The organism is Bacillus sp. 22190, from assembly GCF_052045575.1.
GTDB lineage: Bacteria > Bacillota > Bacilli > Bacillales > Bacillaceae > Bacillus > Bacillus altitudinis.
In genome coordinates, this window is sequence record NZ_JBQEPF010000005.1 from 109,712 (window position 1) to 132,627 (window position 22,916).

The following is a 22,916-nucleotide window of genomic DNA, read 5'->3' on the forward strand; positions in this document are numbered from 1 at the left end:
CACAAACTCTATTATATGACGCCAGATAGGAGAAGTCAACCTATTTAAAGAGGAGAATGTCAAACGTGGTCGGCATTCATCCGGGAAGAAAGCAAAACAAAAAAGCAGACACATTGTCTGCTTTATCAAGCATCATGACGCATCAGTAGAGGCTGATAACGCATTTTGGACAACCTCTGTAAATTGAACTAAGTACGTTTCATCTATTTCATTGAAACGATCTTTCACTGGACTGTCAATATCGAGTACCCCAATGATTTGTCCATTTACTTTAAGTGGGATCACAATTTCAGACTGCGATGCGGCATCACATGCAATATGACCAGGGAATGCATGGACATCAGCGATACGCTGTACATCACCTGTCGCAAATGCTGTACCGCAAACCCCTTTTCCAGAAGGAATGCGTACACATGCGGGCAGTCCATTGAATGGACCAAGCACAAGTTCTCCGCCTTTTGCTAAATAAAATCCTGCCCAATTGACTTCAGGAAGCGAGTGATAAAGTAGCGCCGCAGCATTGGCTAGGTTGGCAATGAGATCAGGTTCACCATCCGTAATCGCTTCTACTTGCTTGATGAGTAATTGATAGTCTTTCGATGGATCGCCAGACTGTTTTTCGACATGAAACATGAAAATCTCCTACTTTCTATCTCAAAAATACATAACTTGCGTTTCGCATGTGGGATTTGTCGAGCAATGATTAAAGGAACTTCCGCCTTCACCTTGAAGTATGTACACATGAAGAGGGGTGAGCGGATGAAAACATCAACAACCGTGCAAACAAAAGACCGTATTATTGAAGCTGCCATCAGACTTTTTAACCAAAAAGGATTTTCTGGAACCTCTGTCCGTGAGATTGCGAAGGAAGCAAACGTCAACGTTGCCCATATATCTTATTACTTTCAAGGAAAAGGAGGGCTGCTCGAGCAGCTCGTATCCGATTTTTATGAAGGCTATATTCAGATGATTGAATCGCACATCCAGCACATGGAAACCCGTCATGCAAAAGAATGTTTACTTCATGTGGTTTTTGATATTTTATCTTATCAGCATGAAAATCGTCAATTAACCCGTTTCGTTTATCGAGAAGTGACCATTGATTCAACGCTGATCAGGGAAATCATGTCCACCTATTTAACAAAGGAAAAATACTTGTTTCAGCTCATCATTGAAAAAGGAAAAAGCACCCATGTGATTTGTAAGCAGCTGTCACTCTCATCATTTATGATCCAGCTAAAATCACTTCTGATGATGCCATATCTGCAGCCGCAATATTTAACAGAGGTGCTTTATATCAACCCAAACGAGCCTTACTTTTATCAAACGTACTATAAGGAACTGAGCCGGTCGCTTCATCATCTGTTAGAACCAAATGAACCCGCACTTGATCCTCACCTGAAACTCATGATGTCTTCAAATTGATCATACGCATATCCGAGATCTTCCGCTTGATGGGCATCAGACCCGAATATGAGCGGAATTTTTTTCTGTTTTGCAAGATCAATCATCCATTGATCTAAATAGATACTTCTGGCATATGTTTTACGAAGACCTGATGTATTAAAATCTAAGGACATGCCTTTTTTTGCCGTTTCTTCAAGACAAAGGGTGACCCTTTGACATAGTTCTGGCGACATTTCGTATGGGAAAAGTTGTTTGAATTTCTGGACAAGGGTGATATGACCGATTCTCTTTGGCTTATATGGACCTAAAGATGATAGAATAGAAGAATGAATTTGGTCATAGTAGCTTTGATAGACGTGTTCGGTGCTGCCATAGATACTGATCAGCTGCTTGAAGGCGTGCTCATCAAAATCAAGACAAATATAATTATTGCCAGCAGGAAGAAAGTGAACAGATAAAATGCTATCGTCTAGTTCAGGGCCGTAGCAGTCTAAAAAGGCACTTGTTTCCTCTTCATACTCTTTGATATAGTCGACCTCAAGCCCAGTTTTTACTATTAACTGTCCTTTGTATTCCTGTTTCAGCTGATCCAGCTTCGTCAAATACGCTTCAAGGTCTTGAAGCTTCATGGCACTATCCTGCTCAGGCGTTGGATCTCGAAACGAAGGAGGCAGCGGGGCATGCTCGGTAAAGGTGATGGAATCAAATCCCTTTTTCATTGCTTTTTCAATATAAGAATGAAAAGGATCAAGCGTACCGTGCGGGCAAAATGGCGTATGTAAATGTGCATCTTGTTTCAACATGTCGTCACCTCTTGTCGATATTTTGAAAAACGTCATGTTTATCAGCGAAAATAATGAAAAATCATGACCAAAAATGCTGGTTACATGGTATCATAATAACAATGAAAACGACAGCTTCCGCATACATAAAAACAGGTCACATCAATACATGTGGCCAAATGATAGAAAGCCTGAATGACTTTCTTGAAAAAACATACATAAAACGGTGAATGGATCGTATTGGAAAAAATACAATCCTGCTTATAAAAAACAAATGCAAAGCGGACACGAAAGGGTTCTCAGGTCTACTCGGGACACTACCCTGACATCACTTAGATCACAACAAGGGGGCTCATTATGGAGTTTATCATCGGTTTAATTGTCATTTTGCTTGCTTTGTTTTCAGTCGGTTATTTCCTCAGAAAAAATATATATAAAGAGATTGACCGATTGGAAGCATGGAAAATTGAAATTTTAAACAGATCAATTGTAGAAGAAATTTCAAAAATCAAACATTTAAAAATGACCGGAGAAACAGAGCAGTTTTTTGAAAGATGGCGTGCAGAGTGGGACGATATCGTCACAGCCCATCTTCCAAAGGTAGAGGAGCTATTATATGATGCAGAGGAGTATTCTGATAAATATCGATTCTCCAAAGCAAAGCAAGTTCTTGCACATATAGGAGATCTGCTCACCGCTGCTGATTCAAACATCGAAGACATTTTAAAAGAGATTGCAGACCTTGTCACAAGTGAAGAGCAAAACCGAAAAGACATCGAGAAGGTCAAAGAGCAATATCAAACGGTACGAAAAAATCTACTTGCTTACAGCCATTTATACGGCACCCTTTATGACAAAATGGAGCAGGACTTGGACGAGGCCTGGGAAGGGATTAAGCAGTACGAGGAAGAGACAGAAAACGGAAACTACATGACAGCAAGGAAAATTTTGCTTGAGCAAGACCGCAGACTCGATCAGCTACAATTATATATCAATGATGTACCGAAGCTCATCGCAGACTGCAAACAAACGGTGCCAGGTCAGCTGACGAAGCTGAAAGACGGTTATAAAGAAATGACAGACAAAGGCTACAAGCTAGAGCACATCCAGATCACAAAAGAGCTGGAGAACTTGAATAAACAGCTGACCCGGGCGGAGAAACTGCTGATTGATGAACTCAATTTAGATGAAGCATCAAGCATTCTGCAAATGATTGATGATGCGATTCAGACGCTGTATGATCAGCTAGAAGCAGAAGTAGAAGCAGGTCAGGAAATCAAGAGCAAAATGCCTGAGCTGACCGAGGCATTTGAAAAACTTGAACAAGACCACACGAAGACTAAGGCAGAAACGGCTCTTGTGAAAGAAAGCTACAAGCTGACAGCAGGAGAACTGGATCAGCAGAAAGCCTTCGAAAAACGATTAGAAGAAATTGAAAAGCTCATGAAGCAAATACGAGAGAAGCTTGATCGTGACCATGTCGCATACACATTATTAATGGATGAAATCAATCAGCTTGAGAACTTTATTGAGGATGCCAAAACGCTTCATGAAGCGTTTAAAGATCACCTTCAATCGTTACGAAAAGAAGAATTACAGGCAAGAGAAACATTGGCTGAACTTAAAACCATGCTGACAGATACAGTGCGCCAGCTGCACAAAAGCAACATTCCAGGTGTACCTGCTGACATCAAAGACCGTGCTGAAAAAGCGCAGGAGATGATTCAGCAAGTGCAGGAGCAGCTAGAAGATTTGCCGCTGAATATGCCAGCAGTGAACCAGCAATTAAAAGAAGCCTCTGAAACAGTCAGACATGTCGTTGATGAAACACATGATATGCTTCGTAAAGTGGATCAAATTGAACGGATTATACAATACGGCAACCGGTTTAGAAGTCAAAACCACATTCTTTCAGAGCAATTAAAAGAGGCAGAACGAAGATTTTATGCCTATGATTATAACGATTCATTTGAAGTGGCAGCAGCTGCTGTCGAAAAAGCATCACCTGGAGCCGTCCAGAAGCTTTTAACTCAGCAAGAAAAAGAATATCAGCATCAATAAAAAAGCTGAAGTCCATTTTAGGACTTCAGCTTTTTCCATGTTATGAAACTTGTTTTTGGCGTTCTTCTGAAGCAGAAGAAGTGAATAGAGAGATAACAAATCCAATCACGATTCCGAGTATGGCAGGTACAATCCAGCCAATGCCAAGGTCATATAGCGGCAAGATCGTTTGAAAGAGATCTTTCACAGGACCGATAGGCAGTTTAGCCGCTGCTAAACCGTCAAACAGACTGACGCAGCCAGTTAAAATCAAAGTAAGGACATACACAGGTCTTCTATGACCAAGCCATTTGTCAGCAAGTGATAAAACGATAATCACAATTGCTAACGGGTAAATCGCAGTTAACACAGGTACTGAAAAAGCGATAATATGAGCAAGTCCAAAATTTGAAATGATAAAACTGAATAATGTGACGAGTGTAACGACCATTTTATAAGAAAGTTTAGGTAATAAATTTGAGAAATACTCTCCGCACGATGTCACGAGACCGATACTTGTGGTTAAACAGGCAACCGTAATCGCCGCGCCTAACACAATATTACCTAAACTGCCAAAAAGAAATTGCGAGGACTGAGCCAAGATTTTACTACCATCTCCAACAAAACCAATGGCGTGTGTACTTGAAGCACCTAAATAAGCAAGTGATAGATAAACAAATGTTAATCCGCAAGCTGCAATTAGACCTGCTTTGATACAAGCAGAAGTGAGTGCCTTTTTACTTGTTATACCACGTCCTTTAATGGCGTTGATGACAACAACCCCAAACACAATAGATGCAAGAGCATCCATGGTTTTATAGCCTTCTAAAAACCCTTTGAAAAATGATCCATTGCTATAGGACACATCAGGTGTGCCAATGACGCCCATCGGTGTCAAAATGGCTTTGACGATAATAATCAAAATGATCGTAAATTTAATCGGTGTTAACACTTTCCCTACACGATCCACAATTTTCGTTGGATTGAGCGCAAGATAATAGGTAATACCAAAAAAGGCCAGTGTAAATAAAAAAAGTGAGAGCCAAGCTGGTACACCAGCTAAAAAGGGTAGTGCACCAATTTCATATGAAACCGTTCCTGTACGAGGAATAGCGAAAAGTGGCCCGATAGATAAATATAAAATGACGGTAAACGCTGTTCCAAAAGCTGGGTGAGCTTTATCAGCTAATCCTTTCGCATCTCGACCTGTCAAAGCGATTGCAATAATCCCTAGAAGAGGTAAACCGACACCTGTTAATAAAAATCCGCCCATTGCTTTCCACACATTTTGCCCAGCATATTGCCCAAGCTCTGGTGGATAAATCATATTACCGGCGCCGAAGAATAGAGCAAACAGCATAAAACCTATGATAACCGTATCTTTCGTCGATAAAGTTGCCTTCATTGCATTTAAAGCCTCCATTATTATGTTGAAATATTCTGTTAATTAGTTGCTAGGTAACCGTTCATCATTAACAATCACTAATTATAAAGGATGTACGCCTGATGTCAACATGTGTTTTCGTACAAAAGTCATGAATTTTTCTATTTTAGTATATGGAGGACAATAAAAAAACATCCCCTTCACTTTGGAAGAGGATGTTTAAAGAATGATTAGGATGCAAGCTGTTTAGGCGGGCCAGTCAACATAGAGATGAGTACGCCAATCCCTGCGCCGATGATCGCTGGTACAACCCACCCAATGCCTAAATCGTAAAATGGAATAAATGAATCTAAGAAGTTAGGTAAACCCCCTAGATTGAATTTGGCAGCAAGTAAGCCGTCAATAATGGCAAAAAATCCAGTGAAGATCAAGGATACGACATAAATCACTCGTCTGCCGTTAATCCAGCGGTCAAGGAACGATAATAAAATAATGACAATGGCCAGTGGATATATCGCTACGAGTACAGGCACCGATAGAGAAATGATTTGTGCCAGTCCGAGGTTTGCAACGAATGTGCTAAATAAAGAAACAATTAGAACGACGGTACGATAAGAAAGTGCTGGGAAAAGCTTTGAAAAATATTCCCCGCATGACGAGACAAGTCCAACACTTGTTGTGAGACAAGCGAATAAAATGGCTGCGCCAAGAACAATGTTACCAGCAGAACCGAATAAAAAGTTTGCAGAAAGTGAAAGTAGTTTTCCTCCTTCATTTGCTCCGACCATTCCAGTTGCATCAGGGCTTGAAGCACCAACATAAGCAAGTGAAATATACACGAGTGCTAGTCCCACTGCTGCAACAAGACCAGCTTTTATACAAGCCGATGCAAGTGATTTTCGTTCTGTGATCCCTCTATCTTTCACAGCTGTTACGACCACGATTCCAAAAACGATAGAAGCAAGAGCATCCATTGTTTTATAACCTTCTAAAAACCCAGTAAAGAGAGGGTTTGCTTTATATGTCGCATCAGGCGCACCGATCATTCCCATCGGTGTAGCAATGGCTTTAAACACAATAATGGCAATAACCGCTAATAAGATTGGTGTCAGCACTTTACCAATTCGATCAACCAGCTTTGAAGGGTTTAAAGCAAGAAGATACGTAATGGTGAAAAACACCAGAGTAAAGATGAATAATGGAATCCATGATTCAGCCTGTCCTTCAGAAAGAAATGGAGCTAATCCAATTTCATAAGAAACCGTACCAGTTCGCGGAATGGCGAAAAATGGTCCAATGGATAAATACAGAATCACGGTGAAGATAGTCCCGAATTTAGGGTGTGCTTTATCGGCAAGGCCTTTGGCTCCGGTACCTGTAAGGGCGACAGCAATAACCCCTAATAGTGGAAGACCTACGCCTGTAAGTAGGAATCCGCCGATGGCAAGCCATACGTTTTCACCAGCATATTGTCCAAGAACAGGCGGGAAAATCATATTTCCTGCGCCAAAGAATAATGCAAAAAGCATTAGTCCAATAGCCAATGTTTCTTTTATACTTAAACTATTTTTCAAAATAGTCCCTCCTCAATCAGTGTATTGTGTCAAATTTAAATATTCTGACAATTTAGGTGTTTATATGACAATTGCACTATGGATGATATAGTGAAAATGAAAAGTTGTCAACTGCCATTTTCAGAAAATTCTCTGTCTGACTTCATTATGGTAACATATAAATGCATTTATTTTTTAAGTTTTTTTGTAAGGAGTTTAAGATATGATTTATCTTGATAATAGTGCCACAACAAAGCCTTATCCAGAGGTTTTACAAGTACATCAGCAAGTGAGTGAGCGTTTTTTTGGGAATCCGTCTTCGCTGCATCAACTTGGAATTGATGCGAGCCGTCTATTAAGTGAAACGCGAAAACAAATCCTTCACTATACAGGCTTTACACAATATGAGATTATTTTTACTTCAGGTGCAACAGAAGCAAATAACATTGCCATCAAAGGGGCTGCTCTTGCCAAGATGAACCGAGGCAGACATATTGTCACAACAGCGATTGAGCATCCATCTGTCATCGAATCGTTTGAACAGATGAAAACATTATTTGGCTTTGATATTTCCTATATTCAAGTAAATGAGCATGGCCGTGCAGATATGACGCATTTAAAAGAAGTGCTTCGCCCTGATACAGTGCTTGTCAGTCTCATGCATGTAAACAATGAAACAGGCGCGATTCAGCCGATAGAGGAAGCGGCAAGCATCATTCGGACGTATGCCAAAGAGGCGATTTTTCATGTCGATGGCGTACAAGGAATTGGCAAGGTTCCGCTGCCTAAAGAGATGGATATTGATCTTTTAACGATGTCAGGCCACAAGATTCACGGCTTGAAGGGAACTGGTGCCCTCTTTTTAAAGAAAGAGATCGTGCTTGCGCCTTTTATCACAGGAGGAGAGCAAGAACTTGGCCTTCGCTCAGGGACTGAGAACCCTGCTGGAGCTGTCAGCTTAGCAAAAGCCATCAAGCAATCATTTGAACATTTAAACAAGCATCATGATGAGATGGTCGCTTTAAAAACGGAGCTAGAGCAGCAGCTTGGAAAGATAGAAGGCGTCGTCATAAACACACCGCTGACGCATAGTGCACCGCACATTGTGAATTTTTCAGTGCCAGGTATTCAAATTGAAGTCCTTCTGCATATGCTCGAAAAAGAAGGCATTTACGTTTCGACAACGTCTGCTTGTTCTGCTAAGAAAAAGGAACCAAGCCGTGTCCTGCTGGCGATGGGAAAATCAGAAGAAGCAGCCAAAAGCAGCATGAGAATCAGTTTGACATATGGACAAGGACCAGAGCTAGCGCCGCAAATCATCACATCGATCGCACAAAGTGTGAAAAAATTAAAAGGAATGAGATAACAACATGAAGTATGACCATATTTTAGTCCGTTTTGGTGAGATTTCAACAAAAGGGAAAAATAGAAAGAAATTTATCGAAAAACTAAGACAGCATATCCGGTTTGTATTAAAAGACTTTGAAGCATTAAAGTATGCATCTGATAGAGACCGCATTACGATCATGCTAAACGGAGAAGACCCTGAACCGATTTCAGAACAGCTTAAAGGTGTATTTGGCATTCAAAGCTTTAGCCTGGCTGTAAAATGTGAGACAAATCTTGATGCCATCAAAGAAGCGGCACTCTCAGCGGTTCAGGAAGTGTATGAACAAGGAAATACATTTAAGGTCTCAACGAAACGCTCTTATAAACAATTTGAGCTTGATTCAAATGAAATGAACCGAGAAATTGGTGGACATGTTTTAAGGAATACAGACAACTTAACCGTTAATGTGAAACAGCCTGATGTTCACTTGCGAATTGAAATAAGAGAACATGCGACGTACATTACATTTAAAGATGTAAAAGGTGCAGGCGGACTGCCAGTTGGTTCAAGCGGAAGAGCGATGCTAATGCTCTCTGGCGGCTTTGACAGCCCAGTGGCCGGCTATCAGGCAATGAAACGAGGCATTCAAATTGAAGCGGTTCATTTCTTTAGCCCACCTTATACAAGTGAACGTGCCAAGCAAAAGGTCATTGATCTAGCGGAATGCTTAGCTGCCTATGGAGGCGAAGTCAAGCTTCACATCGTTCCTTTTACGAAAATCCAAGAGCTCATTCACAAACAAGTACCAGAAAACTATACGATGACTTCAACGAGAAGAATGATGCTCAAAATTGCAGATAAAATAAGAGCCAAGCGTGATGCGCTTGCCATTATTACAGGGGAAAGCCTTGGTCAAGTGGCAAGTCAGACACTTGAAAGCATGTATGCCATTAATCATGTCACAAACACACCGATCATTCGCCCGCTGATTGCCGTGGATAAGAATGACATTATCGAAGAAGCGAGACGAATTGGCACATATGAGACAAGCATTCAGCCATTTGAAGATTGCTGCACGATCTTTACGCCGCCATCTCCAAAAACAAAACCAAAGCTTGAAAAAGTAGAACGCTACGAAAGCTTTGCTGAATTCGAGCCAATGCTTGATGAGGCAGTGGAGCAGATCGAAACAATCGTTGTCACAAATGAAAAGAAAGCAGCTGACAAATTCGCTGATTTATTCTAAATAAAAAATTTCATAATAATTACCATAAAATCAATCGCATGAAGTCATGTGTTTCTACACATTCTATATTCACAAGGAGGTGAGAACACATGGCTCAACAAAACAGACAAAGCAGTTCTAATCAATTAGTCGTTCCAGGCGCTGCACAAGCGATCGACCAAATGAAGTACGAAATCGCTTCAGAATTTGGCGTAAACCTTGGACCAGAAACAACAGCTCGCGCTAACGGATCAGTTGGTGGAGAAATCACTAAGCGTCTTGTATCTTACGCTCAACAACATATGGGTGGCGGATCTTTCTAAGACACACAATTAAAAAGCTATGGCTTATGAGCGGGTTCATTCCCGCTCTTTTTTTGTACATAAATTGTTAGAATATTTTTAAAAAAGAAGACGAAATGAAAAAATTATGGCATAATACTAGGAGTAGGTCCTAATTCAAGCATTTTTCAGTTATGAGTGTTAGAATAGGTAAATTGAAACATGATTCGTTTCATAGAAAGAGGCTAAAAGGAGCTGTACCATGAAAAGAGAAGACTTAATTGCACCAGAACAATATAACTTAGTCAGTGAGATTGAAGCGTTCAGTCATGACCAGGAGAAAAACGCCCTGCACTGGCAGGACGGAAATGGCCATGAAGCACATGTGACATATGCAGCATTAGTGGAAGAGGCGAATAAAATTGGTCATGTTCTATTAAATGCAGGCTTTAAAAAAGGCGATAAAATCATTGTGATGGTGCCTCGTATGCTAGAGGCATACAGCATTTATTTAGCCATTTTAAAAACAGGAATGGTTGTGATTCCTTGTTCAGAAATGCTTCGCGCTAAAGATATAGATTACCGAATTGAACATGCAGAAGCAAAAGGAGCGATTGTTTACGCATCATTCATTCAATCGTTTGAAGGAACCAACCAGCCAAAAGATTTCAAAACATTCTCGATTGGTGAGAATGATCATGGCTGGACAAACATTGTTGCGCAAAAGGAAGAGCAGTCAAGCGAGTTGAAATTGGCAGACACAACACGTACAGACATGGCGTTTCTCTCTTATACATCAGGCACAACAGGTAACCCAAAAGGGGTTGTTCATACACATGGCTGGGCGTATGCACATTTACGTACTGCGGCCAAAGCATGGCTCTCCATTAATGAAGGGGATAAAGTATGGGCAACAGCAGGACCAGGCTGGCAAAAATGGGTGTGGAGTCCTCTCTTATCTGTTTTAGGAAGCGGAGCAGAAGGTTTTGTTTATGGAGGGAAATTTAATCCGAATACGTACTTAGAACTGCTTCAAAAAAATGAAATCAATGTTCTATGCTGTACACCAACAGAATATCGATTTATGGCAAAAGTGGATGACCTCAGTCAGTACGAGCTACCCAAATTGCATAGTGCTGTTTCTGCGGGAGAGCCGCTCAACCGTGAAGTCATCGATACGTTCAAAAAACATTTCGATATCGAAGTGCGAGATGGTTACGGGCAAACAGAAAGCACACTGCTAGTCGGGGTGCTGAAAGGAATGGACATCAAGCCAGGCAGCATGGGCAAACCAACACCTGGAAATGAAGTAGAGATCATTGATGAGAATGGCCAGATCTGTGCTCCAGGAGAAATAGGTGACATTGCCGTTCATCTTGAAACGCCGGCTTTATTCAAGGAATACTACAAAGATGCAGAGCGTACAAAGGCGCAGCGCCGCGGGGATTACTTTATTACCGGTGACCGTGCGAAAAAAGATGAAGACGGGTATTTTTGGTTTGAAAGCCGCAGGGATGACATCATCGTCAGCTCAGGTTATACAATTGGTCCATTTGAAGTCGAAGATGCACTGATTAAACACCCAGCAGTGAAAGAATGTGCGGTTGTGGCAAGTCCAGATGAAATCAGAGGATCAATCGTGAAAGCATACGTCGTCTTGCGTGATGCATCTGCACAAAGCGATGAGCTGATTAAAGAACTGCAAACACACGTGAAAAATACAACAGCACCGTACAAATATCCAAGAGAAATCGAATTCATTGACGAGCTACCAAAAACTCCGTCAGCGAAAATTCGACGTGTTGAGCTGAGAGAAAGAGAGCTTGCACGAAAATCATCATAACAGTAGAAACAATAAGCGTCTGGATGGAAAATCATCCAGCGCTTTTTTTATTGGACAAATCAAATATGTAAAATTCGTTCATGATGTTTTATGTTAAAATGTGTAAGGATGACTTGAAAAGGAGAATGTTCTGAAAATGTCGATTGCGATAATTCATGGGATTGTGCTTGCCTTTGGTCTTATTTTACCTTTGGGCGCACAAAATGTATTTGTATTTCAGCAAGGAGCCCTTCAGCCTCGATTATATCGCGTACTGCCTGTGGTCATTACAGCTGCTCTCTGCGACACACTTTTAATTACTTTAGCTGTCATTGGGGTTTCGGTTGTTGTACTCACCATTCCTATCTTGCAAATGGGTCTTTTTATCATTGGATTTTTCTTTTTACTTTATATGGGTTGGTCGGTTTGGAACACGAGCTCCGCAACAGGTAATCAAGAAACGATAGACCTGATGCCTGTGAGAAAACAAATCATATTTGCCTGTTCCGTTTCACTTTTAAATCCTCACGCGATTCTCGATACAATAGGAGTGATAGGAACGAACTCTCTTCAATATCATGGGGCGGAAAAGGTGGCATTTACCGCAGCCTGTATCATTGTCTCGTGGTTATGGTTTATGGGTCTTGCCCTTCTCGGGAAAATGTTAGGAAAGCTAGATACAAACGGCAAGTGGATGAACCGGATCAATAAAGCCTCTGCGGTCATGATCTGGCTAGTTGCATTATATATCGCCTATCAGCTTATTGGATAAAGGATACATAGAGCAAAAGAGACGTGATGTTGAACATGTCATTTGAAGAAGCGTTGGATGGAAAACATCCGGCGCTTTTTTGTTGTCTACTGTCTCGGGGCAAGCATCAGTTACACACCGTTCATTTATCTCAGACATACTGACGATTCAATTACCTGAAGGAAATGATATCAAGTAGGAGATATGCTACATTATTTATAGTGGTTTTTTTTGGTAAATAAGCCTCTTATGCCATTTTCCATAAAAAGGTATAATTTTTATGGAATTTATTAAAGGAGGCTACATAATGAAAGTAAGGAAGATGCTTGTTGTTTTATTATTCATTTCACTTCTATGCGGACAATATCCTGTGGGGAAAGCTGTTAGCATAGAAGAGGATATGCCTTTTGAAAAGATACAAAACAATAAAGTGGCTGAAAGGCTCATAAAAAAAACAAAAAAGAGCTTTCAATTTTTACAGGCAAAAGAAATAGCCTACAAAAAAGGGTATCAATTAAATGGAGAAAGTGTAGCAGTTCATTTGAATGATGCTAAAGCGAATGTTGTTTATTTTTATCTAACAAAGAAGAAAGCAGATAATCAGCTAGTAAGCACAGCATCATTTATTTCAATTTCACTAAGTCAGATAAAGTCCTATTATATTCAACTTGCGGAATACGATGAGCAAGGTAATTTACACTCATATTTCATTAAAAATGGAAAGTTGAAGAATGAGTTTCATATCAATCCAAATGGGGAGTTTTTAAAAGGATCTTTTACCTATGGTGAAAACGGTGCGAAAAAAGATATGATGGAATTAAATAGAAAAATTATGAATGCTGAAGATTCGGAAATTCAAACGAGCTTTAATTGGAACAAATTTTGGAGTTGTTTAAAAAAGAAAAGTGGCCCGAATGAATCTCTTCCGCTTCGTTCAATGGTTCTTGGGGCTTGTTATTATGTTTGTTTAACAGGACCTGTTGGTTGTATAGCATGTACAGTCATTAATGCAGGAATATCGGCTGGGATAGCAGGTTATTGTGTGAAAAAAGTTTGGTGAATTGGAGGTTTTCAAATGGCTCATAAAGAACAGCGTAAAGGGGCAGTGCTTGCTGTCTTTGATACATTGACGTTTGGTGTACCAGTCTTGTTGTGGAATTTATATAAGAATACGAATAAAACATTGAAGCTGATGATCCCGATTATTCCAATAGTAGGTTTCATCACGTATCTTTTAGCATCTCTTTACTAATGTGTTCAAAAATCATTTGCATGAGCGATACGCTCATGCTTTTTTCATTCGATCATTTTTTGAAGATGGTTTGATTTAATAGACGGAGAGCTTGTACGATATCATCCATTTGATTTTGGTCAGAGGAAGAAAGGCTGTCCATGAGCATGGATTCAATTTGTTGAAATGCTTTGTCCATACACGCACGGCCTTTTTTAGACAGCATAATGACATGTTTTCGCTTGTCATCTTTATCTTCTTGTCTATCAATGAATTGTTTTTCGTGAAGCTTTTTCAATTCTCTGCTGACATTCGGAAGAGACATGTGCTGACAATCGGCGATTTCGCTAGGTGTTAGCGGCTCACTGACGGCTAACTGCTCCAGAATCAAATATTGTAGAGTGGTTAGATCAGATGGTTTGACCTTGCTCATCATAGCATGTTTCAGCTCAGAAAAAGTAGAAGCAAATGTGACAAACTCTTTGAAAAAATGGGGGTTTTTCATCATTTTCACCTCCTACGTACCATACCAAATTTATTATCAAAAAACAATTATCATTTGACAACTAAAAAAGAGAGGTGTATGCTTTTTGTTATCAAATGATAACTAAAGGAGATAAGCCATGAATGTACTCATTATTTATACTCACCCTCATCACAATAGTTTAAATGGTGTTTTTTTTAAAGAAATCCTAAAGGGCAGTGAAGAAAATCCAAACGTTCAAGAAGTGAGAATCATAGATTTATACCAAGACAAATTTGATCCTGTACTTATTTTTAATGAAGAGAAAAAAAGACGTGATATGCATAAGGACCCTGAGATTCAAGAATATCAAGAGAAAATCAAATGGGCAGACAACATCGTGTTTGTTTATCCGATTTGGTGGGGTAGGCCGCCAGCTATGTTGCTTGGTTTTATTGATCGCATGTTTGCAGCGAATTTTGCTTACCGTCAAACTGGCGGTCTGCTTCCAGAAGGCTTGTTAAAAGGAAAGAGGGCTGTATGTGTATCGACAATGCAAGGACCGACCCACTACCCTTTCTTCTTTTTGCAGAATGCCCACAAGGTGTTAATGAAACGAGCTCTTTTACAATATGTCGGGATTAAACCGGTGAAGTTCTTTGAATTTGGCATGATGGAAAGTCCAAAAGGGAAGCATGACGTGAAATTAAAACGGATATACAACTATTTTCGGAATATCAGCTCATAAAACCACATTCCTTGAGTCACTTTTCTTCTAATTTGAACCTGTTATGTCTTAAAATGACAGAGAGGGTGAGTGACTCATTCTCTTTATCTGAAAAGGGGGATATGGATGAAGAAAACATTGTTTAAAGATGCGGCTCTTATCACACTTGATCCATCTTTAGGTTTTCTGGAGAAGGGAGATCTATTAATTGAAGGGGCACATATTGTAGAAGTCGGACCTTCGATTGAAGCAAGCGGTGCTGATGTTGTGGATGCGTCTGACATGGTCATCATGCCAGGGCTTGTGGATACCCATCGTCATGTGTGGCAGTCTGTCATACGGGGGATCGGAACAGATTGGTCTTTGCAAACGTATTTGAGCAAAATTTATTATGGCAACTATGGGGCGATGAGACGTCCATCAGATGATCGAATTGCTAATTATTTAGGCGCATTAGAGGCATTAGATGCAGGAGTGACAACGTTTTTCGACTGGACGATGATCAATTCTATGGATCATACAGAAGAACTCATTGGAGGTTTAAAAGATGCGGGTATTCGAGCGGTCTTTGGTTTTGGTACCTCTGGAGATGCAGCGTATTGGGACAGAGAGAGTACGCTCACGAATATGGAAGACGCAGCCCGCGTGAAACAAAAATATTTTCAATCATCGGATCAGCTGTTGACGATGGGACTTGCCATTCGTGGACCTGAATTTTCTTCATGGGAGACGACCGTCTTTGAAATTGAAACAGCGAGATCACTAGATGCATTATGCAGTATGCACATTGGCTTTGGAAATTGGGGAGCGGCGGATCGATCGATTGAGCGGCTTCATCAAGCAGGGCTGCTCGGGCCTGATTTGAATATGGTGCATATCAATGCAATTGATGCAGATCAAATGAAGATGTTAGCTGACAGCGGAAGCTCCATCTCGATTACACCTGAGATTGAAATGATGATGGGACACGGATATCCTGTCACAGGGCTCGCCATTGAAAATGGCGTTCTGCCAACGCTTGGTGTAGATGTGGTGACAGCGACAAGCGGAGATTTATTTACCCAAATGAAATTCGGACTACAGGCGGAGCGGGCGATTCAAAATCAATCTTTATTGATGGAAGGGACGATGCCAGGGCCTGAACTTGGATTGTCTGCACAGCAAATGCTTGAAGCAGCCACAATAAACGGGGCTCGTGCCTTGAAGCTTGATGACAAAATCGGCTCGCTCACACCTAGAAAAGAAGCTGATTTTATCTTGATCGATCGGACAAGCATGAATCTTCTTCCGATGACAGATCCAGCTGGGGCAGTTGTGCAAACGGCACACCCTTCAAATGTTGATTCTGTCTATGTGGCTGGAAAAGCAGTGAAACAAAATGGGAAGCTAGTTGGAGTGAACTTAGAAGAGATCAAACAAAAAGCTTATGCGGCAAGAGATCATATTTTATCGCACAAGTTTGAATCAACGCCATCATAAACAAACAATCCCCATAGGCAGCTGCCTATGGGGATGAGATTACAAGGATTCTTTAATGACTTTTTTGTAATACTGGACAGATAGGAATCCGAAGATAGAATATAGCACCGTATAAATCGACATGACGATGAGCATTGGTGTCCACAGTTCACCGCCGAAGAAAAACCAGCCTGACTGTACTGCAAAGTAGCTGTGAAGCAACCCGACAACGAGCGGAATCCCAAAGTTAAATAGCTGCTTGAGCCGAATACCTTTTAATAGATCCTTCTCAGTAAAACCAAGCTTACGCAAGATCGTGTAAGAGCTTTGTTCTTCTTCACTTTCATTCATCTGCTTAAAGTATAAAATACAGCCTGATGTGACAAGGAAGCTGAGACCTAAAAATCCGACTATAAACATCATCAGTCCGATGGTTTGTTTTTGTTGCTGAGTGGTAGCCAATTGAGACATGCTGTTGTCACCTAGTTTTAAAGAGGTAAACACATCACTCGCTTGTTCAAGGTTTTGATCATCTTTTATATTGACTGCGTGATATTGATTATTCTCAATCTGAAGTTTAGGGTCTTTCTGCTGGTCAAGCTGCTCAAAGACACTTTGACTGACGACAGCAACAGGTAGACCACCAAACGTAAAGTTGTAAGAAATGAGGTAATCTTTCTTCATATCAATGACCTTTAAATCAAGGGGTTTCTTAATAAGTAGTTTCACATCACCTGAACTTTGAATCGGCATGAATTTCTTCAATAAATCACTGTAGCCGCTTAAGATGACTTCGTTGCTTTTCACATGAATATTTGGTGCGTTTTTCTCACTGATCACAGGTAGAGTTAAGACACCTGGATCATTATTCATATTTTTAATCTCTGAATCCATGATCTTTTTTGCGTCAAACTTCGCTTGAATGACCTTGAACTGCTTTGTTTCATACGCAATATGTTTGTCAGAAAGTGCACGAGTGAAGGTATCGGTATCTTTCTCAGAACCCATGACGAAATGTGATGGGATCTGTTGTTCAGCGGTTTTTTCTGCTGAGTAATAGGAAATGTAGCTTAAAGATAACAACCCGATGGCAAGCGCAGATACCGTTGTAATAATCGTTAAAAGCAGTGCGTTTGATTTTAACCGGAACATAATAGATGACAGAGACAGGACTTCATGAATGGCGAGATAGCCATTTTTCCGTTTGCGTACGATATTGGCAATGAACGAAACAGAGCCTTTATAGAAAAGAAAGGTACCGATAATGACAGAGGCTAGAATATAAATCATCGCTAAAAGTAACGCAAGCATGGACGTATATGTGCCGGTAAAAAGCTGAGAAGAAATATAATAGCCTGAGCTGATGAATGCAATGCCTAGAACCCCAATGATGATTTCAAACACAGAGATTTTTTTCACACGCTGTTCTGTAGAAGACGTGGTTCTAAATAAAGATAAAATCGTCTGTCTATTAATAAACCATCGATTTCTTAACATAATTAATCCATAGATGACGAAAAAGACGATCAGTGTCTGCAAAAGGGCCATGCCTGAAAAATGCAGGTTGGCGATGGCGTTCACGCCGGTTACTTTAAATAGCACCATCAGCATGAGTTTTGAACCGATAAATCCAGCTATGATACCAATAGCCATGGAGACCACGTATAGGATAAAGTTTTCTGCATTGAGTAGTTTGGCAATTTTTTGTTTCGTCATGCCAATGAGCTGCAGGAGACCTATTTCTCTCCCTCTTCGTTTAATAAAAATGCTGTTCGCATATAACAGGAAGATTCCAACAATGGCAATGAGTAGTACTGAAGCGGCTTTAATCGACGCACCGCCCTTAATGGACCCCTTTACATCATCAAGTGCTGGTGAATACTGCAAGGTGACAAAGGAAAAATAGAGCGCCACACTAAATACAAGTGCAAACACGTATAAATAGTAATTTTTTAAGTTTTTCTTCAGATTGCGGAAGACGAGCTGATTAATGTTCATGCTTCACACCGCCTAAAACACCTTGCGTTTTCATAATATCCTCGAAAAACATCTTTCTCTCTAATGCGCCTTTATTCAATTGTGTATAGATCTGTCCATCTTTGATAAAAATCACTCGTCTTGAATAACTGGCTGCAACAGGGTCATGCGTCACCATGACAATGGTTGCTTTGCGCTTGTGATTGAATTCTTGCAGCTTGTTCAGTAAGTCAGACGCAGATTTGGAATCAAGTGCTCCGGTTGGTTCATCAGCAAAAATGAGGCTTGGTTCATGAATAAAGGCACGTACCGCAGATGTCCGTTGCTTTTGTCCACCAGACAGTTCATTTGGATATTTGTCTCTTAGTTCATAAATCCCCATATCCTCTGCAAGCTGTTGAAAGCGTTCAAAAGCTTCTTTTTTAGGCGTTTTAGAGATGGATAATGGCAAGAGGATGTTCTCTTTAACCGTGAGTGTATCAAGTAAGTTATAATCCTGAAAAACAAAGCCAAGCTGTTTCTTTCTAAATTCAGCGAGCTGCTGATCTTTCATTTGCGTCATTTCTGCATCTGCGATCCGAATCGATCCGCTGGACACATGATCAATCGATGACAATACGTTCAAAAGGGTCGTTTTCCCCGAGCCTGATGGCCCCATGATGCTGACAAATTCTCCAGCTTCTATCGTCAAATCAATGCCTTTCAGCACCTCTTGTTTATTGAATTTATTTCCATAGCTTTTATATAACTTGCGAGCTTCTAAAATGTTCATCTGTCGAACCCCTTTTTTATTTAATTGATATCTCTAGTATAAAAAGAAGCCGATCAGACTTCCTGCGATTTGGCGAACAAAACAGACGAGCATGTGACATTGTTGTCACATGCTTGTTTTATATGTCAAAGCCTTATGTAGAATTCAGATTGTTATTCAATTATTTTATCTGTTTTTCGCTATGATGTATCAAATTTCTTGTTTTTTTCTGATGAACCTTTACAGAGTATGTGATTTCATGTAAGATATGCATATTAAATATATGCATAGTAAATCTATGTATTAGAGGTGACGATGGATGAAAGTGAGTAAAGAGCTTCTAAAGGGGAGTACTGCTACCCTTATTTTAAGCTTGCTAAATGAAAAGCCAATGTATGGATATGAAATGATTAAGCAATTAGAGTCGAAATCCGAAGGAATTTTTAGCTTTAAAGAGGGGACGATATATCCTATTTTGCACACTTTGGAGGGGAAAGGATTCATTGTGTCTTACTGGGGCGAAGGGAATGGCAATCGAAAAAGAAAGTATTACAAGATTAATGAACAGGGCAAAGCGTTTATGAAAGAAAAGAAGGAAGAATGGAATGTCTTCAAAGATGCAGTAGATGGCGTTTTGAATGGGGAGAAAGTCGTATGGGACTAGAGAAAAAGTTTGAACAATATATCAAAAATGTGTGTAAACGAATCAAAAATAAAGACGTACATGCAAGTATAAAGCTTGAGCTTCGTGATCATTTATACACGCTGAAAGAGGAAGCGGTCAGTGCGGGCATGTCAGAAGAAGAGGCGGTAAATCAAGCGCTCGATCAAATTGGAGATGCAGCCATACTCGGAATGCAGCTCCATGAAACACACAAAACTCAAGTGGACTTTAAAACGATACTTCTTGTACTAGCTACTTGTTCATTTGGGCTGTTTGTGATGTATTATTTTCAGTTTCATTCTCATTTACTGCATTTTCAAGACACGAATATCTTTTATAAAAGTCTCATTTACTATGTATTTGGTCTTGCGTTGATGCTTGGACTGTTTGCTCTTGATTATCGGCGCTTTTTACCCTATTCATGGCATTTATACATAGGAACGATTGGAATGCTGATTCTTACAATGATGATTGGGACAAGAGTGAACGGTATTCTCTTTTTAAGCTTAAATAATGGATCGATCAATCTGACTGAAATTTTCCCATTTCTGATGATTATTTCGTTAGCTGGCATTTATCAATCTTGGAATTGGAAGAATGGTTTCAAGTCTTGGTTAGGGTTAGCGATTGTCACTTTACCTATTATTTTATTACATATAGTCGGATCTCTTTCTGCAACCATCACCTTTATGGTCATATGCATAACGATGATGTATGTATCTCATGCAAGAATGAGACAGCTTATTCCGTTTACAGCAGCAGGTATTGTCTATCTCATTGTTCAATTATTTTCTCTTTATCAAGCTGATATGTCCCACTTTTACCAATACTCACTTCATGAATTTAGCTCAAATGGTTTTCAGATAAATCCGTACGCATTGTATGATGTTCACACTGATTGGATGTTGACGTATATCATTTATTCATTCGGATGGTTCGCAGGATTGGCCGTTTTTATTTTGTTTGTGACTTTGATTTATAGAGTAGTTCATACAGCGAAACGAGTTCAATCTGCTTATGGCAAAATATTAATGATTGGTTTGGCAACCACATTTGCAGCAAAATTTATCTTAAGTATTTTTACAAACTTTGGATTATTGCCTATATCAGGAGTTTCCATGCCTTTTATGAGCTATGGGGGATCTCATATTCTTCTAGAAATGATGTCAGTCGGGCTACTAATGAGTATTTATAGAAGGAAACAGCTAGGAGAAATATGCCGTGAAGTAGCATGATATGGCTGTATAAAATCACCCAATCTCTTCAATGCATCGTTGGATGAAGAGATTGGGTTTCTTGAACTGCATGTTCACATGCTCGCAATATGCACAAAATCATTCTTTTTCGGAAAGATAAAGGTAAAAGTGGTCCCTTGATCTAATGTGGAGTTGACCTTGATCGTGATATGAAGAGCGTCAGCTCCCTTTTTTGTTAAATAGAGCCCCATGCCTGTGGAGGCCGTGTCATTGTGATGTCTTGTGGAGGTAAAGCCTTTTTCAAAAATACGGGACACGTCTCTTGGGTCAATTCCTCTGCCTTGATCTGTGATGGTGAGCACCACTTGTTCGTTCATTTGTTTGCTTTCGATGATAATGTCAGATGATTGGCTGTACTTGACGGCGTTTGTCAGCACTTGTCTGATCATAAAGGATAACCATTTTGTGTCACTTAATACGTCTCGCTCTTCTAATAAAAGGTCAAAGCCAATTCCTTTTTGCATACACCACGATTGGAGCGCTTTGATTTCTTTCGTTAGCATGTTTTGGAGATCCAGTTTTTCAATAAATAAATCATTTTCAATATGTTGGATCCTGCTTTGATGTAGCTGTGCATCAAGGAGTAAATGTATTCTAAGCCATTCATATGTCATATTTGATTTGAGCGGCTGTTCTGTTATGCGGTCAATCATTAAGTGCATCGCCGTGAGCGGCGTTTTCACCTCATGTATCCATGAGAGCAGTTCATCTTTTTCTTCTTCCAGCGCAGTCTTTTGCTTAGCCGTCATCTGGCGGTATCGGTCAATTTGCTCTGACGCTGCCTCCTGTACAATTTGTTCAAAGGGGGAAGAGGGTTTGAGACGCATTTGATGGTCTATATTTTCGTCCCATTCTTTCAGTTGCATGTAATAAGCAGTTTCTTTCCGGTAACGAAAAAAAAGAAAAATAATGAAGAGTAATGTAGACAAAAGCACGATATAAAAAAGAGAAGCGAGTGGAATAGTTGTATCCAAATATGCAACAAAGAGAATGAGAAGCTGCAAACTAAGAAAGAACAAGATCCAGCTTCTTCGTTCTTTTAGAAATGCTTGCAGCATCATTGATCATCCTTTTCTTTTGCAAGATAACCTTGACCCACCTTTGTTTCAATGAAGGTGCCAAGGGAGATTTCGTCTAGTTTTTTTCTAAGGCGGTTGACGTTTACAGTGAGTGTATTGTCACTCACGAATCGTTCATCGTCCCATAAAGCTTGGATGAGTGATTCCCTTTTGACGATATGGTTTTTATGCTGAATCAATTCTTTGAGAATAAAAAACTCATTTTTTGTTAATTCAATCTCACCGTTTTCATTTGTCACTGTATTATTTTCGAGGTCAAGGGTAGCGCCGCACCAGACTTTTAAGTTGGCTGGTTCCGCATTGTAATCATGGACTCGGCGAAGAACAGCACTTACTTTGGCGATGAGAACGTCAAAGTGAAAGGGCTTTTGTACAAAATCATCAGCTCCAAGCTGCATCGACATGACCATATCAGCAGGGTGATCACGAGAGGAAAGAAAGATGATGGGCACATTAGAATGATGCCGAATCATGCGGCACCAATGAAAGCCATCATACTTTGGCAGCTGAATATCAATAATGACTAAATCAGGCTGGATGGAAGTGAACTCCTGCATGACCTGTTGAAAATTGTTGATCCCATACACATCATAAGACCAGTTGACTAAACGTTCTTTGATTTCTTGGAAGAGGGTTGTATCATCCTCAATCAGCAAAATTTTAAACAAAACGAGCACCACACTTTTTGAATTACTTGTACATCATTGTAGCGGAAAATAGGCACTCCCGCTAGAA

Annotated in this window: 22 protein-coding genes; 13 read left to right on the forward strand and 9 right to left on the reverse strand. The window is 40.1% G+C overall.

The genetic code is table 11. The features are described 5' to 3' along the window. Positions 1-132: 132 nt before the first annotated feature. Positions 133-633 (reverse strand): GAF domain-containing protein, encoded by a 501-nt coding sequence (locus tag ACTJKA_RS08920; protein WP_046344223.1) that lies wholly within the window; start codon positions 631-633, stop codon positions 133-135. Between the two features lie 126 nt (positions 634-759). On the opposite strand from ACTJKA_RS08920, the gene refZ reads away from it, so the two are divergent. Then, entirely contained in the window at positions 760-1,425 is a 666-nt protein-coding gene (gene refZ / locus ACTJKA_RS08925; protein WP_008343081.1) for a forespore capture DNA-binding protein RefZ, read from the forward strand. Here refZ and hisJ read toward each other — a convergent pair. After that, a complete protein-coding gene (hisJ, locus tag ACTJKA_RS08930) occupies positions 1,395-2,210 on the reverse strand; it encodes a histidinol-phosphatase HisJ (protein ID WP_129547763.1) in 816 nt (271 codons plus the stop codon). The two genes, refZ and hisJ, sit on opposite strands and share 31 nt — an antisense overlap. 336 nt (positions 2,211-2,546) lie before the next feature. On the opposite strand from hisJ, the gene ezrA reads away from it, so the two are divergent. Further along, entirely contained in the window at positions 2,547-4,250 is a 1,704-nt protein-coding gene (gene ezrA, locus ACTJKA_RS08935; protein WP_345911055.1) for a septation ring formation regulator EzrA, read from the forward strand. Positions 4,251-4,290: 40 nt separating this feature from the next. On the opposite strand, the gene brnQ (ACTJKA_RS08940) is transcribed toward ezrA, so the two are convergent. Together brnQ (ACTJKA_RS08940) and brnQ (ACTJKA_RS08945) are read right to left on the reverse strand one after the other, a co-directional pair. After that, positions 4,291-5,634 carry a branched-chain amino acid transport system II carrier protein gene (gene brnQ / locus ACTJKA_RS08940; RefSeq protein WP_008343085.1) on the reverse strand — a complete coding sequence of 448 codons (1,344 nt, stop codon included), beginning with the start codon at positions 5,632-5,634 and terminating at the stop codon, positions 4,291-4,293. 209 nt (positions 5,635-5,843) lie between these two features. Next, positions 5,844-7,187: a branched-chain amino acid transport system II carrier protein gene (brnQ, locus tag ACTJKA_RS08945; RefSeq protein ID WP_057079202.1), complete on the reverse strand. Its 1,344-nt coding sequence runs from the start codon at positions 7,185-7,187 to the stop codon at positions 5,844-5,846. A gap of 202 nt (positions 7,188-7,389) precedes the next feature. Here brnQ (ACTJKA_RS08945) and ACTJKA_RS08950 point away from each other — a divergent pair, with 202 nt between their 5' ends. The 7 genes from ACTJKA_RS08950 to ACTJKA_RS08980 all read left to right on the forward strand — a co-directional run bounded on the left by ACTJKA_RS08950 (position 7,390) and on the right by ACTJKA_RS08980 (position 13,827). Continuing rightward, the gene (locus ACTJKA_RS08950; RefSeq protein ID WP_440607696.1) at positions 7,390-8,532 is read left to right on the forward strand and encodes a cysteine desulfurase family protein; all 1,143 of its coding nucleotides are present in this window, start codon (positions 7,390-7,392) and stop codon (positions 8,530-8,532) included. Positions 8,533-8,536: 4 nt separating this feature from the next. Next, positions 8,537-9,742, forward strand: a complete 1,206-nt coding sequence (gene thiI / locus ACTJKA_RS08955; RefSeq protein WP_007501769.1) for a tRNA uracil 4-sulfurtransferase ThiI — start codon at positions 8,537-8,539, stop codon at positions 9,740-9,742. A gap of 89 nt (positions 9,743-9,831) precedes the next feature. Beyond that, entirely contained in the window at positions 9,832-10,044 is a 213-nt protein-coding gene (locus ACTJKA_RS08960) for an alpha/beta-type small acid-soluble spore protein (protein ID WP_003216385.1), read from the forward strand. 220 nt (positions 10,045-10,264) lie between these two features. Further along, the gene (gene mbcS / locus ACTJKA_RS08965; protein ID WP_265153713.1) at positions 10,265-11,845 is read left to right on the forward strand and encodes an acyl-CoA synthetase MbcS; all 1,581 of its coding nucleotides are present in this window, start codon (positions 10,265-10,267) and stop codon (positions 11,843-11,845) included. 136 nt (positions 11,846-11,981) lie between these two features. Beyond that, positions 11,982-12,596 carry a LysE/ArgO family amino acid transporter gene (locus tag ACTJKA_RS08970; RefSeq protein WP_025207793.1) on the forward strand — a complete coding sequence of 205 codons (615 nt, stop codon included), beginning with the start codon at positions 11,982-11,984 and terminating at the stop codon, positions 12,594-12,596. 286 nt (positions 12,597-12,882) lie between these two features. After that, positions 12,883-13,635, forward strand: a complete 753-nt coding sequence (locus ACTJKA_RS08975) for a hypothetical protein (protein ID WP_171465671.1) — start codon at positions 12,883-12,885, stop codon at positions 13,633-13,635. Between the two features lie 15 nt (positions 13,636-13,650). Beyond that, positions 13,651-13,827, forward strand: a complete 177-nt coding sequence (locus ACTJKA_RS08980; RefSeq protein ID WP_008356320.1) for a hypothetical protein — start codon at positions 13,651-13,653, stop codon at positions 13,825-13,827. 52 nt (positions 13,828-13,879) lie between these two features. Here the strand turns inward: ACTJKA_RS08980 and ACTJKA_RS08985 are convergent, their stop codons facing one another. Further along, positions 13,880-14,311: a MarR family winged helix-turn-helix transcriptional regulator gene (locus tag ACTJKA_RS08985; RefSeq protein WP_144667388.1), complete on the reverse strand. Its 432-nt coding sequence runs from the start codon at positions 14,309-14,311 to the stop codon at positions 13,880-13,882. Between the two features lie 118 nt (positions 14,312-14,429). Here ACTJKA_RS08985 and ACTJKA_RS08990 point away from each other — a divergent pair, with 118 nt between their 5' ends. After that, entirely contained in the window at positions 14,430-15,017 is a 588-nt protein-coding gene (locus ACTJKA_RS08990) for an NAD(P)H-dependent oxidoreductase (protein ID WP_268359593.1), read from the forward strand. Between the two features lie 105 nt (positions 15,018-15,122). Continuing rightward, the gene (locus tag ACTJKA_RS08995) at positions 15,123-16,475 is read left to right on the forward strand and encodes an amidohydrolase family protein (protein ID WP_268359595.1); all 1,353 of its coding nucleotides are present in this window, start codon (positions 15,123-15,125) and stop codon (positions 16,473-16,475) included. A 39-nt stretch (positions 16,476-16,514) separates the two neighbouring features. Here the strand turns inward: ACTJKA_RS08995 and ACTJKA_RS09000 are convergent, their stop codons facing one another. Both ACTJKA_RS09000 and ACTJKA_RS09005 read right to left on the reverse strand, forming a co-directional pair. Beyond that, positions 16,515-18,452 (reverse strand): ABC transporter permease, encoded by a 1,938-nt coding sequence (locus ACTJKA_RS09000; protein ID WP_322535966.1) that lies wholly within the window; start codon positions 18,450-18,452, stop codon positions 16,515-16,517. After that, positions 18,442-19,203 (reverse strand): ABC transporter ATP-binding protein, encoded by a 762-nt coding sequence (locus ACTJKA_RS09005; protein WP_007501759.1) that lies wholly within the window; start codon positions 19,201-19,203, stop codon positions 18,442-18,444. The genes ACTJKA_RS09000 and ACTJKA_RS09005 overlap by 11 nt, the downstream gene beginning before the upstream one ends. A 298-nt stretch (positions 19,204-19,501) precedes the next feature. Between ACTJKA_RS09005 and ACTJKA_RS09010 the strand changes: the two genes are divergently transcribed. Further along, positions 19,502-19,846: a PadR family transcriptional regulator gene (locus tag ACTJKA_RS09010; RefSeq protein WP_047945291.1), complete on the forward strand. Its 345-nt coding sequence runs from the start codon at positions 19,502-19,504 to the stop codon at positions 19,844-19,846. Then, the gene (locus tag ACTJKA_RS09015; protein ID WP_322535965.1) at positions 19,837-21,081 is read left to right on the forward strand and encodes an FtsW/RodA/SpoVE family cell cycle protein; all 1,245 of its coding nucleotides are present in this window, start codon (positions 19,837-19,839) and stop codon (positions 21,079-21,081) included. The genes ACTJKA_RS09010 and ACTJKA_RS09015 overlap by 10 nt, the downstream gene beginning before the upstream one ends. 74 nt (positions 21,082-21,155) lie before the next feature. Here ACTJKA_RS09015 and ACTJKA_RS09020 read toward each other — a convergent pair whose 3' ends face one another. Together ACTJKA_RS09020 and ACTJKA_RS09025 are read right to left on the reverse strand one after the other, a co-directional pair. Continuing rightward, on the reverse strand, positions 21,156-22,160 hold the full coding sequence (locus ACTJKA_RS09020; protein WP_440607697.1) for a sensor histidine kinase: 1,005 nt from the start codon (positions 22,158-22,160) through the stop codon (positions 21,156-21,158). Next, complete coding sequence (locus tag ACTJKA_RS09025) at positions 22,160-22,849, reverse strand: response regulator transcription factor (RefSeq protein ID WP_017358287.1); 690 nt, start codon at positions 22,847-22,849, stop codon at positions 22,160-22,162. Before ACTJKA_RS09025 ends, ACTJKA_RS09020 begins: the two co-directional genes overlap by 1 nt. Positions 22,850-22,916 lie beyond the last annotated feature (67 nt).